General features: G+C 44.7%; 15 protein-coding genes. 6 read left to right on the top strand and 9 right to left on the bottom strand.

The window, feature by feature from the left end; all coding sequences use genetic code 11:
- The gene (locus tag ACS5NO_RS24520; protein WP_439417570.1) at positions 1–1,572 is read left to right on the top strand and encodes a SusD/RagB family nutrient-binding outer membrane lipoprotein; all 1,572 of its coding nucleotides are present in this window, start codon (positions 1–3) and stop codon (positions 1,570–1,572) included.
- Positions 1,573–1,666: 94 nt separating this feature from the next.
- On the opposite strand, the gene ACS5NO_RS24525 is transcribed toward ACS5NO_RS24520, so the two are convergent.
- The 9 genes from ACS5NO_RS24525 to ACS5NO_RS24565 form a co-directional block, all read right to left on the bottom strand.
- Entirely contained in the window at positions 1,667–1,930 is a 264-nt protein-coding gene (locus ACS5NO_RS24525; RefSeq protein ID WP_439417571.1) for a hypothetical protein, read from the bottom strand.
- A 41-nt stretch (positions 1,931–1,971) separates the two neighbouring features.
- Entirely contained in the window at positions 1,972–2,160 is a 189-nt protein-coding gene (locus ACS5NO_RS24530) for a hypothetical protein (RefSeq protein WP_439417572.1), read from the bottom strand.
- Positions 2,161–2,273: 113 nt separating this feature from the next.
- Complete coding sequence (locus ACS5NO_RS24535; RefSeq protein ID WP_439417573.1) at positions 2,274–3,110, bottom strand: DUF2306 domain-containing protein; 837 nt, start codon at positions 3,108–3,110, stop codon at positions 2,274–2,276.
- 103 nt (positions 3,111–3,213) lie between these two features.
- Positions 3,214–3,798, bottom strand: coding sequence for a Crp/Fnr family transcriptional regulator (locus tag ACS5NO_RS24540; protein WP_439417574.1), 585 nt, complete (start codon positions 3,796–3,798; stop codon positions 3,214–3,216).
- Between the two features lie 130 nt (positions 3,799–3,928).
- A complete protein-coding gene (locus tag ACS5NO_RS24545; RefSeq protein WP_439417575.1) occupies positions 3,929–5,503 on the bottom strand; it encodes an FG-GAP repeat domain-containing protein in 1,575 nt (524 codons plus the stop codon).
- A 109-nt stretch (positions 5,504–5,612) separates the two neighbouring features.
- Entirely contained in the window at positions 5,613–6,233 is a 621-nt protein-coding gene (locus ACS5NO_RS24550; protein WP_439417576.1) for an outer membrane beta-barrel protein, read from the bottom strand.
- Between the two features lie 851 nt (positions 6,234–7,084).
- Positions 7,085–8,017, bottom strand: a complete 933-nt coding sequence (locus ACS5NO_RS24555; protein WP_439417577.1) for a hypothetical protein — start codon at positions 8,015–8,017, stop codon at positions 7,085–7,087.
- Positions 8,018–8,020: 3 nt separating this feature from the next.
- A complete protein-coding gene (locus tag ACS5NO_RS24560; protein WP_439417578.1) occupies positions 8,021–8,260 on the bottom strand; it encodes a hypothetical protein in 240 nt (79 codons plus the stop codon).
- Between the two features lie 107 nt (positions 8,261–8,367).
- A complete protein-coding gene (locus ACS5NO_RS24565) occupies positions 8,368–8,844 on the bottom strand; it encodes a helix-turn-helix domain-containing protein (RefSeq protein WP_439417579.1) in 477 nt (158 codons plus the stop codon).
- A gap of 123 nt (positions 8,845–8,967) precedes the next feature.
- Between ACS5NO_RS24565 and ACS5NO_RS24570 the strand changes: the two genes are divergently transcribed.
- Genes ACS5NO_RS24570 through ACS5NO_RS24590 form a run of 5 tightly spaced genes read left to right on the top strand, consistent with a single transcriptional unit; the run spans position 8,968 to position 13,058 of the window.
- Positions 8,968–9,210 (top strand): hypothetical protein, encoded by a 243-nt coding sequence (locus ACS5NO_RS24570; RefSeq protein ID WP_439417580.1) that lies wholly within the window; start codon positions 8,968–8,970, stop codon positions 9,208–9,210.
- A complete protein-coding gene (locus ACS5NO_RS24575) occupies positions 9,207–10,484 on the top strand; it encodes a site-specific integrase (RefSeq protein ID WP_439417581.1) in 1,278 nt (425 codons plus the stop codon). The genes ACS5NO_RS24570 and ACS5NO_RS24575 overlap by 4 nt, the downstream gene beginning before the upstream one ends.
- Positions 10,485–10,542: 58 nt before the next feature.
- Positions 10,543–11,673, top strand: a complete 1,131-nt coding sequence (locus tag ACS5NO_RS24580; RefSeq protein WP_439417582.1) for a hypothetical protein — start codon at positions 10,543–10,545, stop codon at positions 11,671–11,673.
- Positions 11,670–12,146: a hypothetical protein gene (locus ACS5NO_RS24585; RefSeq protein WP_439417583.1), complete on the top strand. Its 477-nt coding sequence runs from the start codon at positions 11,670–11,672 to the stop codon at positions 12,144–12,146. Before ACS5NO_RS24580 ends, ACS5NO_RS24585 begins: the two co-directional genes overlap by 4 nt.
- 12 nt (positions 12,147–12,158) lie before the next feature.
- A complete protein-coding gene (locus tag ACS5NO_RS24590; protein ID WP_439417584.1) occupies positions 12,159–13,058 on the top strand; it encodes a DUF8464 domain-containing protein in 900 nt (299 codons plus the stop codon).
- Positions 13,059–13,245: the final 187 nt, after the last annotated feature.

Genomic DNA, 13,245 nt, shown 5'->3' on the forward strand with positions numbered 1-13,245 from the left:
ATGAAAAAGATCGTTTATATAGTTTTCACCGGCTGCCTGTTTTTCCTTTCGGCCTGTGACAATGGGTTTGAAGACCTGAACAAAGACCCCAACGCCGTTACCGCCGACCGGTTCAACCCGGCGTATCTGTTTACGACCGGGCAGTATAACACGGCGAAGGGCGATGAAGCCACCAGCCTGAATTATGCCGAACCCTTCGTTCAGCACATGGCGACGCTGAGCAACGTAGGGATTTTTGATTTTCAGGGTGATAAGTACGTCTACCACAAGGGCAATAATGAGGCTATGTGGAAAGGCACCTACAACGCCATTGCGGGTTCGTCCAAACTGATTGAGGACGTCATTACGCTGTCGAAAGACAAACCGCAATACCACAATCTGTACCACATGGCCCGGATCTGGAAAACGGTGATTTTCCACCGGCTGACGGATATGTACGGCGACCTGCCGTATTTTGAAGCGAATCAGGGCTATTACCAGCAGATTTACAAACCCAAATACGACGCGCAGAAGGACATTTATGCCCACATGCTGAGCGAACTGGAAGATGCCACCGCCAAACTCGACGCCAGCAAGACGCTATACACCTCATCCGACATTGTCTACGCGGGGAACATAGCCAAATGGAAACGGTTTGGCTATTCCATGATGCTTCGTCTCGGCATGCGGATGTCCAAAGTAGACCCGGCCGCTGCCGAGTCCTGGGTCAAAAAGGCCTTTGCGGGGGGTGTTTTTACGGCCATCGACGACAACCTGTTTATCAAGGGAACCGACAAAGCCGGGACGCAGGAAGTGCTGACCAACGGCCAGAGCTGGACCTTGAGCGTGTCGGGCCGAAGTCCGGGTAAAATTGCCAAGACGTTTTTCGACTACATGAAAAGCCACAACGATCCCCGGCTGAAATACACGGTGGCGGTCTACACTGATCCGACCAATGTGGCGACCAAAAACACCGATCCGGCGGTTCAGAAAGGGATGCCCAACGGACTGGACCGAATTACGCTGCCCAAAGACCCCAGTTACAACCCGACAGCAGCGGGCCAGGAACACCAGTTTTCGGGCGTCAACCGGGATGTGTTTGCCAAGCTCGACGGCCCCCGGATGCTGCTGACGTACGGCGAAGTTCAGTTGCTGCTGGCGGAAGCCGCCGTCCGGGGCTGGATTCCCGGCGATGCCGCCCAGTTCTACCGGAACGGGGTGACCGGCGCAATGAAGACGCTCCAGCAATACGACGGGTCGGCCACCATTCCGGATGCCGATATCACGGCCTACTTAACCGCCAATCCGTTTGTGGGTGTTGCCGACAAGGAAAAAGCATTCGAGCAGATCAACTCCGAATATTGGGTCGCGACCTTTCTGAACGGTTATGAGTCCTATGCCAACGTCCGTCGTTCCGGCTATCCGAAACTAACCCCGGTCAACTACCCCGACAACGAAACCGGCGGCACCTATCCCCGCCGGCTGCGCTACCCGGACGACGAGCCGGTTTTGAATGCCGCCAACTACAATGCCGCCGTGGCCCGTCAGGGAGCGGATAATTACAAAACCCGAGTGTGGTGGGATAAGCAGTAAATCGAAATCCAGCGCAGGTCACGGGATCGTATCTAACCTGCTGAACCTGAAAAACCCGCCGACACGCTGTTGGTGGGTTTTTCGTTGGCGTCGTCTACCGATAGGGTTGATCCTTAATCAGCCGGATGTTGTTCAATTCGGGCAAATCCTGAACGGCATCACCCGGAATGACACCCCTGGCAATCCAACTGGTAATGGTGCTTTGCGGGATAGCGTATTTTTTGGAATACCGGGCGATGGTCAGCCATTCGGCCATGTCGAGTTCAAAGCCGTGTCCCTTGATGATTGTCAGGCTTTCATCGGATGCTTTTTCAAACGCAGCCAATGCTTTTTCTTCACTTACTTTTTCCGTTATCATATTCGATCGGGTTATCGTGGGCGCGTGGCTCCCGGTTTTATTTATTCTTCGTCTGGCGTTTGGCTTTCCAGCCATTCTACGATTTTATTGTGTTTTAGGTAGCGGTTAATCCATTTGGTTTCTTCGTCCCTTGCTTCAAGATCATAGTAGCTCTGGTCGAGTAGCCGTTTGCAGTATTCCATCTGCGCCCGGTGTGTGCTAATCAATTCCTGTAAATTTTTCCTGGTCATACGGTGGTGGATCGTCTTATAAAAATAACTCTTGCGTAGTAACTACGCAAGAGTTTAAGAAACATTTTCCCATTGTCGTTCGTGAAACCGGAACTGACTGGAAATACAATCCTTCAAATTCGGGGCAGCCACATCCCCATCGTGGCCCCAAAAATCCCGATGGCCATGATGACCGTACACAGAAAAATGAGGGCTGCGGTGATGAGCCGGAAGGTCTTATCCGGTTTTTTCTGCGCATAAAAATACAATTCCAGCACCAGCAGCGAAACCGGGATGGCATAGGTAAAAACCGCCAGCGCCGTCAGAAAAGGGCCGGTAAACGTTTCCGGATCAAAACCGACCGGACCACCGTTGATCAGCAGCCAGCCCATCAGCCCCACCCGGAAAAACCAGACGCCATTGACCACCATGAACAACCGCAGCGCCCAGACCCGGTGCTGGTCGAACTGACGGGCTCTGGCGGATCGAATGGCGAGCAGGGCAAACGAAATGATGTAAATGGCCTGGAGGCTGATGCTGATTTGCTGGGTTAAATCGCCGATGGAACCCCGCGTCCAGACCATCAACAACCCCGCCGAACTGACCACGATGGCCGTCGTGACGTAGGTCCGGCCGAGCCAGCGATGAAACCGGGGAAAGGTTTGCCGAATGAACGGCATGAGTTGGAGGGGGCCGCCAATGACCAGAACCGCGGCCAGCAGGATGTGAACGCCAACGACGGTATTGCCTTTCCAGTCGCCTTCAACGTAGCTGTGCGACAAAACCTGGTTCCACCGTTCAAAATCGCCCGTCAGGGTAGCTTTCCCGTAAGACAGGAGAATGTAGAGGCCAAAAATCCATTGCCCCACCGTTGCCACCACCAGCCAGACGGTGGCCGCAATGGTCAGGATTCGGGTAGCGGTCGAAGTGGTTGCTTCTTTGGATGGGGAGATCGCAGTAGTTGTCGTCATAGCGGAAAAGCCGTTAAGTTTTCCCTAAACCTAAGACGAACCGGTTTTTTGCCGGGTAGACAAATGTCCTATTCGGATGAGCGGTTGGATTGGGGTATGGACGTCAGGAAGCCAAACCGCTCCGGAGTCGGCTCAGGTGCCGCTGTGTAATGCCCAGATACGACGCCACATAGCGCAACGGCACGTGCTGAATGATGGTGGGTTTCTGCCGGAGAAATTTCCGATACCGGTCTTCGGCCGTCAGACTGGTCATGTCGTTGATCCGCGACTTTTCTTCTTCGAGGTGTTTTTGCAGAATCTGAATCGTGTAATCTTTCTGCGTACGGCTGCGCTGCGCCCCAATGTCCACGTCCTCCCGACTGATGCGAAGCAGTTCGCAATCGGTAATGCAGTGCAGGTTTTCGTTGGAAACCGTGCGGTTCATAAAATGGAAATACGACGTAAAAAACCGGGAACCCTCGTTGAGGTCGGTCGTGATTTCGTTGGCATCCGGGTCTACGTAAAAGTTGCGCATGTACCCCGAAACGATAAAATTATGGTATTGGGGAACCTGCCCGGCCGGTTCGATAATCGTGTCTTTAGGCACAAAAACCGGCTGGAACGACTGGCGAATGGACGCCTTGTCTTCGTCGGGCAAACTCAAAATCTCCCCGACATAACTGAAAAACCGCTGGTAGTAATGTTCCATCGTGAAAGTGAGTAAGGTGAGCAAAGTACCGGTTTTAAGCAACTAAAGGATTTGCGTTTTTGCCCCCAACCCCCTAAAGGGGGCAAAAATATCCGGATTTCAAAGCCCACTTTAGGGGGTTGGGGGCAATCTACCGAATCGTATTTTCCAGCACCACAATCGAAGGCCCGGTGGTCAGCCATTTTTTACCCAGCCCGGTGGTGTCGCCCTGCGGAATGAAATACACAAATGAACCCAGCACCAGATCGATGTCGCCATCGGCATCCATGTCACCGGCGTCCATCACCACCCAGCGTCCTTTCGGAGCTTCGGGAAACGAGTAATCGTCAAATTTTAACTTGCCCTTGTTTTCCAGATAGACAAAGCTCTCTTCCTGATAGCGGCCATAGTCCGGGAAAAACGAAATCGCGGCCATATCCAGGTCACCATCCCGGTCAAAATCGCGGACCATCGCCTTGTACGCGCCATTCAGTTGGTAGAAATACGCCTGTTTGAAGTTGGATTTTCCATCATTCAGGTAAATAGATATCCCGTGGTACTTCTTCAGGATCGGCGTTTTATCGGCGTTGTCGCCACTCACATACACGATGTCATCAAAACCGTCTTTGTTGAAATCTACCAGTTCCATGTGCTGCGACCCGTTGAGGGGCAAAAAAGTCAGCAAGCGTTTTTCCTTGAACGTGCCAGCCCCCTGGTTTTCATACAGAAAAACGCCCTCATCGCCCTGCGCCATGAGCACATAAATGTCCGGCAAACCGTCGTGGTTGGCATCCCGGATGATGGCCGTGATGGCACCCGGTTTGTTCCGCAAAACCCGCCGGTCGTAGCCCCCGCGCCCGTTGCTGGCATACCACGCCAGTTGCCCGGTCTGGTTGCCAAATTCACAAGCCACGACGTCTTCAAAACCGTCTTTGTTCAAATCGCCGTAGGCCACGCAAACGGGTCGGCGCAAACCGGAAAGGGCGATGTTACCCAGTTTATAGCCCGGTTCCGTGCCATTTTTCACCCAGCGCAGCAGGGCACCGTCGGGCGCATCGTTTGGGAAAATGCCCTTACCCACCGTGGTGATATACAGATCATTGCCTTTTTCATCAAACTGGATCGGCGTGGCACCCAGCCCCAGGCTAAACCGCTCGTTCAGGTCGGCGGTCAGAAAGGTCAAGGTATTGCGGGTGCCTTTGCCATCGTTGAACACGATGCCGCGTTTGTCGGGTAGAATCTTGACCAGCGTTGTCAGGGCGGGGCGGTGCGCCAGGGACGGTTCCCGGAGCTTGAAATGCCGGAGTCCCATCCGGATTTTGCTTTGGCGAACGGGGGGCAGAATCGTGTCCGGCGCATTTTCGAGGTAATAGGCTTCGATTTTGCGCCAGTCCTCCAGCGCCAGAACCGGCTTTTCCGGATAGATCCGGGCATTCCGTACGAGTGTGCCGCTGAGGCCGGGTTCAAACAGACTGTCGGGCCGGACGCCCCCGCTGTAGATCCCCATCCGATGCCCCATGGCTGGCAGCACATCCCGCCAGTTCGTTTTCGACAGCAGGTCGGGGCTCACGTAGGCATGGCACCCGCTGCAATGCGCCATCGCCAATTCCTTGCCGGAAAGGCCCGAAACCGGGATGTCGCTCAACGCTTGTTGGTCATTCTGCTTTTTCGCCGTACAGGAAAGGAGGAGGGTGAATATAATGAAAAAGGGTAGCCGTCGTCTCATACACAAAGAAACCGAATTCGGGCGATTGGCGACACAGGAACACGCAATCTTTTGGCCTTTTTCCTACCCATTTAACGCACTCTTCCCTCCGCAATCCCATTGTTCAGGTTTACTTTCCAAACAACAAGGCAAAGCCGACATCGAACGATAACTTCTGGTAATTCTCCGTAATCGGAGTCACTGTCAATGTGTTGGGGTTCGGTTGCTGGAAACCCTGGTTTTTAGCATGGTAAAATGAATACCCAAAACCGGCAGACAAAAGCACGTTGCGGTTGATAAACCAGGCTGCGCCAACCGCCGGAACCAGGTTGGTCGAACTCCCTTTCAGCTTTATGTCATTCAGATTGAGGAGGCTTTCGTAGCGGATGGCGGTGGAATTGTAGGTAAAGCCAATCCCGGCAAAGGGTTTAACGCTCGAATTGCCCACATAGTAGCGGATGAAGGGTCCGATGCCGATGGATCGATTATTGTAATCCGATGGGCCAGCCTGATAGCGATTGCTGGTATTTGAAAAGGGTACAGAAACGCCCGCCAGCAGGTTCTTAGCGACAAAATAGCCCACCGACGGCGTTAAGTTCACCGACAGCGAATGGCCCTTAAACACTTTGAAGCGCTGGTAGGTCAGATTGCCCACCTGCGCGCCCACTTGCCAGCGTCCTTTTTCCGTTTGAGCCAAAGCCGCTGAAACGAGTGTCATGAGTAGCAGGAGTGTAAAACCGGTCGTTTTCATATCGATTGGTTTGGATAAGTGTATTGAAATTCCAATAGTACAAAATCTTATGAAATAATTATGATACGATCCATTGATTTGTAAATAATGTAGAATAAGATTCCGTTAGCCAAGCTTAACAAGTTGTTTGAGTTAACCGGGGAGAGCCCTGGAAGGGCGATCTGTCAATAGCCAATAGCCGATATCAACGAGTGGTAGCTCCGGAGGAGCGGTCTAAAAACATCTTCAGGCCGCTCCTCCGGAGCTACCACTCGTTGATATCGGCTGTGGACTATCGACAGGACAGGCCTCCGGCCTTCATTCAAACAACTTCTAAGACATTCGACAAAAGCGATAGCGGGGTTACGTTTGAACGAAAATCAGGAAAAACGAATCCAGATGCACGTATTTAAAAAACTCCGGCATCAGGAGAAAAACGGCGACGGTATGAGTGCCGATGAATGGGAATGGTATAAACGGAAGCAGAAGGAAAGCGATAAATATGCGGGTCGCCTACATAGCAGGTCATAAAAATGGTTGGGGATTTTATCACTAGGTGAAAAAATTCTTATAGCCCACTCAAAACGAAAAGGATAATCTGGAGGAGACAATTAGGGTATCAAATCAACAGAAAAGCCCCAAAACAGCGTGTTTTGAGGCTTTCAGCAGAGGGAGAGGAACATAGTAAACTACTGAGATTGAGCGCCTTAAGTTACGACTCACTGAAATAATCGAATTTTAAAAAAGATAATACTCTATAAAAGGAGGTTAACTTATTCATTTACAGCCAATTAACTTGTTTATTATTAAAAAATTGTTGCCAAAATTGTGGTTAAAGCATGAAAACTCCATGCCTTTAAATTAAAATTATTCTAATAATCTAAATACCCGAGAATTTTAGTTACTTCTTGATATCTATCTGAATTGAGCTCAAGTCTTTGTCTAAAATTAAATAATTTTTTATAACAATAATTTCGCACAGCTTTAGGAATATCTTTGTTTGAAAAAATATTACTAACTGCTTTTAAGCCCCAATATTGCCCAAATGGTGTATCTTCTTTATCTATGATTGTATCTATGAGAGTGAAAATTTGAAATTTATCTAATTTAACATATAAATAAATATATCCAATTAATCTATTACCTTTATTGTTACTTTTTAACTTTTCCTCAATATTAATAATATTGACGTAGGGAATTAATTCTATCATTTGATTTACAACTTTAGTCATAGATATAGTCCTTTCATCTCCAGGTTTTTGCGTCTCCCTAATGCTGTTGTATTCTTTAGCTAAGTAATTTAAACTATCAAGAGGAGAACCCGTTTTAACATAGCTGTAATTATCATTTGAATAATCTGTAGATTCATCTCTTTTGAAAACATAATTTTGGTAATCTATTTTGATCTCTTTAATTATTTTTTTATATTTTTTTATTGAATATTTTAAATCTTCAATATGCATTTTTGAAATTCTTAAAGCATTTTCGTTTTTATCAATTAATTTCATATCCTCTTCAAGCATTAATTTTAATTTATTTCTTAAACTTATTAATTCTTTCTTTGTAATCTGAACTATCTCATTATTATCTACCTCATTATGAAAATTTTCAAGGAAATGTAAATATTTACTTAGTTTTTTATCCAATAAATTGTAAGATTTTAAAACAAAGTTTCTATCTTTTTCAAATATCAATTTCTTATCTTTTTCTAAATTCAATTTAGTAATCTTAAGTAGCGACAACAATCCTATGGATAAAGATGCCACAAATAATGAAATAAACATATCAAAATATCCAAAATACATAATCTATCTATTTAAAATTTTAATATAGTCTAATAAAAAAATAGTCATTGCTGCAATTATTATCAACAGAAAAATCCAAAAGAATGTACCAAGCGCAAATAGTACAGCATATTTATCATGGTAATCAGATTGTTGAAAGGAAACAAATGACCCAGCAACTGTAATAAGAAATAGGCTAAAGAGAAGTTTCAAAATTTCAGTTAAAAACTTTACCCTTTCTTTAATGTAGTCTTTCTCTTCCATTTTAAAAGAATTTATAATTAGTGATTAAATAATTAGATTATTAGAATTAAGTAAAGCCATATTATAAACCTCCGGAACAAACCAAGCAACTAAAGTTTTGTATTATTTTAAGATTTTGGTAAAGAAACTTTATTCTTTATACTAAATGATATTGCCTCTTTTAGCCTCTCCAACTCTTCCTCTGAAAATTTATCTCCCTCTATGGTAGTCTCTTCCTTTTTCTCTCTCTTAAAAAGTGTATTTATTAAATCAAGACCCGATTGTACAATGTTCATATACACATCCTTCTCTGTCTTCTCTCTTTTGAGATCAGCTTTAAGGGTTTCATTTTCGTTTGCTAGTTCTTGAATTCTACTTTGCAGCCCTACAGTCTGTTGACCGCCATCAACCTGATAACCTAACAATTCGGCAAGTGACACTCCCAAAGCATCTGCAATTTCTTCTATTCGCTCTAATGTGAGCTTTTTCCCTTTCTTCTCAATTTTAGCATAGTTAGACACATCGACGCCCAACGCTGTAGCCATCTCACTTAACTTGATTCTTTTCTCTTCTCTGATTGCCTTAATCCGTTCTGAAAGTTCCATACCCCAAATTTATTGGTTTTATTTCAACAAACATTTGGTAATATTTTGCCAAAATAATGGCAATGATTACTTGTTTTATTGGTTTTATTTTGCCTGCTTTGTGGCATCATAACACCAAAACATATGCCTAATTCAAAAAACAATACCTTTTTAAGCGCAGCAATAGAGCGCTATGAACATTTAAGTGATCTTAAGTTCACCCCTGATGAAAGGTTCTACAATAGAATCAGCATCAACCGTATTCGTTTTTGGCAACTTGTCAAAGGCAAAAAACCGATGTATACTCATGAAGCATTAATACTGGCTGACTACTTCGGTATTCCTGTAAATGATCTCTTACAACCAAAATCTGAGCCTGTTGTATGAGCATTAAAAACAATCGACTGAAACAGCTATTGAGAATAGCTGATAGTCAAAAATACCGCGCAAAGGCTCCGATTTTCAATGTTGGCTTTATTGCCCGTAAAAAAGCCAGTAACCTTAAAATGGCTGGTATCTATTGCCGTCTCATGTACAATGGCAAAAAACGTTTATTCTCAACAGGCATTAATTGTAAGTTGGTTGATTGGGAGGTGATAACAAATAGTATTGTAAATGACCCTGAGAAAACCCGCTTATTGAATGATCTCAAGAACCGGGCGGAAAAGCTGTATTCTCACCTTGTACTTACTGAACAACCCATTGACCTTGCTCGGATTCAGGGAGCCTTATTTGGAGAGTCGCTTGCTATTGAGCAAGTCCCGACTCTCCTTAAATCTTTTGACCAGTTTTTAGAGCGTGTTCAGAAAGAATATGAAGTAGGAGATATTATACTGTCTACCTACGAACGACACGTCCAATGGGCTAAAATCATTGGCGAGTTCTTCATCCTTCAATATGGCCAAGGGTGTAAAATAGAACAGGTTACCCCTGCCGATGCGAAGGGGCTATTAATTGGTTTAAAAAAGAAGCATCGTTTCTCTCACAACTACACTGAAAAGATAGTCCAATATGCCAAACGTCTATTGAACTTTTCCGTTGAAAATGAATGGATTATCAGAAATCCATTCATGAATTACAGAGGTCAAAAGGTTTTCAAACAAGGTGAAATTCTCTCGGAGAAAGAACTTGAAATGATGGAAACAAGTCCTCTTTTCAGTCCGGCTCTCAACCGGATTAAAGACGTTTTTCTATTCCAATGTTATACAGGATTGGCCTACGCCGATGTTAAGAATCTTTCTCCCGACAACATTTTGAGTGATAAGGAAACAGGATGGAAATACATTCGGAAAGATCGACAGAAAACAAAAGTTTCGTCAACTATTCCACTCATTCCGCAAGCCGTTGAGTTACTAGAAAAGTACGCAAATGACCCCTATTGTAAAGAACATGGGGTGATGCTACCGGTTCTGACAAATCAGAAAATGAATAACTACCTCAAACAGATTGCGGGTTGTTTAAATATGACTAAACGGCTAACGACTCACGTTGCCCGACGAACCGCAGCAAGTGTTCTGATGAATAAGGGAATGAGTCTAAAGAATGTCTCCATGATGTTAGGCCACACGAATACAGCCATGACAGAACGCCACTATGTCAAGGTTCAACCGGCTACCATTATTCGGGACATGGAAAAAGCCATTAATCGTAACCAAGCATAAAAAAAGCTCTGACGCGCCACACGTCAGAGCTTCACACATTTAAAACATTTCGCTAAAAATGATAATCAAAGATACAACACCATTGCCAAAAAGCAATGGCATTCATGGTTTTTACCCTGATAGTCAGACTGGTAAGCCAAAAACCAAAATTGCAGATATTCTGCTAACCCAATTAACGGACGAAAGTGATGTTCCGCCCGTTGAAGCTACGATTTCCGTCAAAGACGGGATTTTTGCTATTAAAGGGGATATATCATTCGTATCCGGTATGGCTAAATCAGGCAAGTCAACGATTTGCCGATACATCATGGCTACTGCCTTAATGGAAACGCTACCCGAAGGGTTTGATTCTTTGGGGATTCGTTCGGTATACTGTCAGGGAAGACCCATTATCTACATTGACACCGAACAGCCGAAAGCCTTTACCATGAAGGCAAAAGACGAAATTAAAAAGCTCCTACGTACTGAACATCTACCATCAAACCTCCATATTTTCAATTGGCGGCATCAGGCATACAAGCAAAACCGGGACTCTCTCGAAGTCCTGTTTAATCATTATCAAGATTCTGCTTTATGGATTATCGATGGTATCACTGATTTTCTAGGTAGTGCAAACGACGAAGAAAAGGGCAATGAATTAATCAATTTCTTCATGCGCAAGGCTACCGAACTAAGCACTACCATTGTCCTACTCATCCATGAGATTCAGAATACGGGCAAATTACGTGGTCACCTGGGCAGTGAAGCAGAACGAAAATGCGGGGGTGCAATTTCCGTAAAGAAAGACCGTGAATCAAAAACCCATTGGATTCAGCCCAAACTCCTAAGAGGGTCGGGAGATTTTGACAGCTATGCTTTTCAATACGACGAAACCGCCAAAGGCTTCATTTCCCTTACTGACGCGAAGACCAAAGAACTACGGTCGCAAATCGACAAGAAAGAAGGGCGTATTACTGAGTTACGACGAATTGCGAAAGCCGTTTACGGTGATGCTATACGCATGAGTCGTGCTGAACTTGTAAGAGGTCTAAAAGCCAATGTCCCGCAGAATGCTGGACAAGGTGACGATGCTTACCAGAAAGCTATTAGCCGAATGATTGTTGAAATGCTGGACAAATACAATGTCCTAACTCTCACTGGTGAGCCGAAGGATAGCTATAAAATTCTCCCTGAAATTCTCCCAGCATGAGCAATCACCAAAGAAAGGGAAGCCCTGAATTTAGACATAACGACGGACGGACAAGCCAAGAAATGTATCAATGTCCGTCTCTCTATAAAGGACGGACAGGACAGATATATATAGGGGGTCTGTCTTGTCTGTCCAGAAAAAAAAGTCGATTTCCTACTTTTTTCAAAGTTGTCAGAAATCAAGAAATGGGTATTAATAACTTGAAAGGCAATGGTCAGAATTTAGAATGTTTGGTAAATCACCTAAATCAACAAGAAAAAGCAAACATTATTTGCCAGCAAAAAACAGCCATTCAGGACAGACAGGACAAAAACCCTTATATAGATAAATCTGTCCGTCTTTGTCTGTCCTGTTTAAAGTCTTTGCTTTTCCCAACTTCAAATTACACTTCAAAACAATATTTGGTTTACCCTTTCACAAACTCCCCTACTCAGGTAAGCAGGAAGGCAGGAATGAAAAGGGATAACCGCTAAAAGAAAAAAATAATGATGACTTCCCAAAGCAGTAAACAGTTAAAGCAACGGCCAAATCTAATTGTCGAATATCTAGGCTCAATAGGTATTGAACCTGAAAAAACGAGTGGTAACCAACTGGTTTACCTATCTCCTTTGACTGGAGAAAAAACACCGTCCTTTTATGTGCGTCCACAAACCAATCAGTTCAATTGTTTCAGCAGCGGAGAAAAAGGAGACGTAATCAGATTGGTTCGGCTATTGGAGGGAATTGATTTTATAAATGCGGTTGACCGACTTGCATCACTAGTTGCAAATCAAAATCCATCTTTTTCTTTTAGCGGAAAAACCTTTCTTGAGCCGAAAAAAGAAAAGATCGAAAACTGCTTGCAACTGAACACCGTAAAAGAGCTACAAAGCCTTGCATTGATCAGCTATGTGGAGTCTAGAGGTATACCCCTCTCCTTTGCAAAAATCTATGCTAAAGAGGTTCATTACACAAATGGGAACCGTAATTATTACTCGATTGGCTTCCGGTCGGATAATGGTAGTTACGCCTTGCGTAGTGCCGGATTTAAAAGCTGGATTGGTCATAGTGGGATTACAACCATTCCATCTTCTGACAATGCCACTGTAAACGTTTTTGAAGGCTTCTTTGACTTCTTATCAGCACTGGTCTATTTCGACGTTTTACAACCCCGTAACACGACTATAATCCTCAATTCAACGACCAATCTAAAACAAGCACTCCCTTATTTACAAAAAGCTAATTTGGTAAACGCCTACTTGGACAATGACCCTTCCGGTAAAAACGCACTGGCTCAATTGCATTCCAAGGGAGTGAAAGTAAAAGACCGATCTGAGCTATATGAAGGGTATAAGGACTTGAACGAAATGCTAATTAAGCATATGATTCAGAAACCCGATACCTAATAACCCAAAAATAGGCATCACGTACTGAATAGAATACATTATTAGGGCTTTATTCAGTAGAGTATACAGTATAGTACAAGCCATAGTATACGGCATAGTATACACCATAATATAACCCAAAATTCTAAACGAATGGAGAAAGAAGTAAAGACTCGTAGGTTCAGCTACAAATATGAGAGAGTCTACA

Origin of the sequence: Larkinella fluvii (genome assembly GCF_051857545.1) — a bacterium.
Taxonomy (GTDB): domain Bacteria; phylum Bacteroidota; class Bacteroidia; order Cytophagales; family Spirosomataceae; genus Larkinella.

Coding starts and splice junctions, on each gene's coding strand:
- ACS5NO_RS24525 (WP_439417571.1), bottom strand. CDS start 1,930: ATGATAACGGAAAAAGTAAGTGAAGAAAAAGCATTGGCTGCGTTTGAA.
- ACS5NO_RS24560 (WP_439417578.1), bottom strand. CDS start 8,260: ATGGAAGAGAAAGACTACATTAAAGAAAGGGTAAAGTTTTTAACTGAA.
- ACS5NO_RS24580 (WP_439417582.1), top strand. CDS start 10,543: ATGATAATCAAAGATACAACACCATTGCCAAAAAGCAATGGCATTCAT.
- ACS5NO_RS24530 (WP_439417572.1), bottom strand. CDS start 2,160: ATGACCAGGAAAAATTTACAGGAATTGATTAGCACACACCGGGCGCAG.
- ACS5NO_RS24535 (WP_439417573.1), bottom strand. CDS start 3,110: ATGACGACAACTACTGCGATCTCCCCATCCAAAGAAGCAACCACTTCG.
- ACS5NO_RS24585 (WP_439417583.1), top strand. CDS start 11,670: ATGAGCAATCACCAAAGAAAGGGAAGCCCTGAATTTAGACATAACGAC.
- ACS5NO_RS24545 (WP_439417575.1), bottom strand. CDS start 5,503: ATGAGACGACGGCTACCCTTTTTCATTATATTCACCCTCCTCCTTTCC.
- ACS5NO_RS24540 (WP_439417574.1), bottom strand. CDS start 3,798: ATGGAACATTACTACCAGCGGTTTTTCAGTTATGTCGGGGAGATTTTG.
- ACS5NO_RS24590 (WP_439417584.1), top strand. CDS start 12,159: ATGATGACTTCCCAAAGCAGTAAACAGTTAAAGCAACGGCCAAATCTA.
- ACS5NO_RS24555 (WP_439417577.1), bottom strand. CDS start 8,017: ATGTATTTTGGATATTTTGATATGTTTATTTCATTATTTGTGGCATCT.
- ACS5NO_RS24575 (WP_439417581.1), top strand. CDS start 9,207: ATGAGCATTAAAAACAATCGACTGAAACAGCTATTGAGAATAGCTGAT.
- ACS5NO_RS24570 (WP_439417580.1), top strand. CDS start 8,968: ATGCCTAATTCAAAAAACAATACCTTTTTAAGCGCAGCAATAGAGCGC.
- ACS5NO_RS24565 (WP_439417579.1), bottom strand. CDS start 8,844: ATGGAACTTTCAGAACGGATTAAGGCAATCAGAGAAGAGAAAAGAATC.
- ACS5NO_RS24550 (WP_439417576.1), bottom strand. CDS start 6,233: ATGAAAACGACCGGTTTTACACTCCTGCTACTCATGACACTCGTTTCA.
- ACS5NO_RS24520 (WP_439417570.1), top strand. CDS start 1: ATGAAAAAGATCGTTTATATAGTTTTCACCGGCTGCCTGTTTTTCCTT.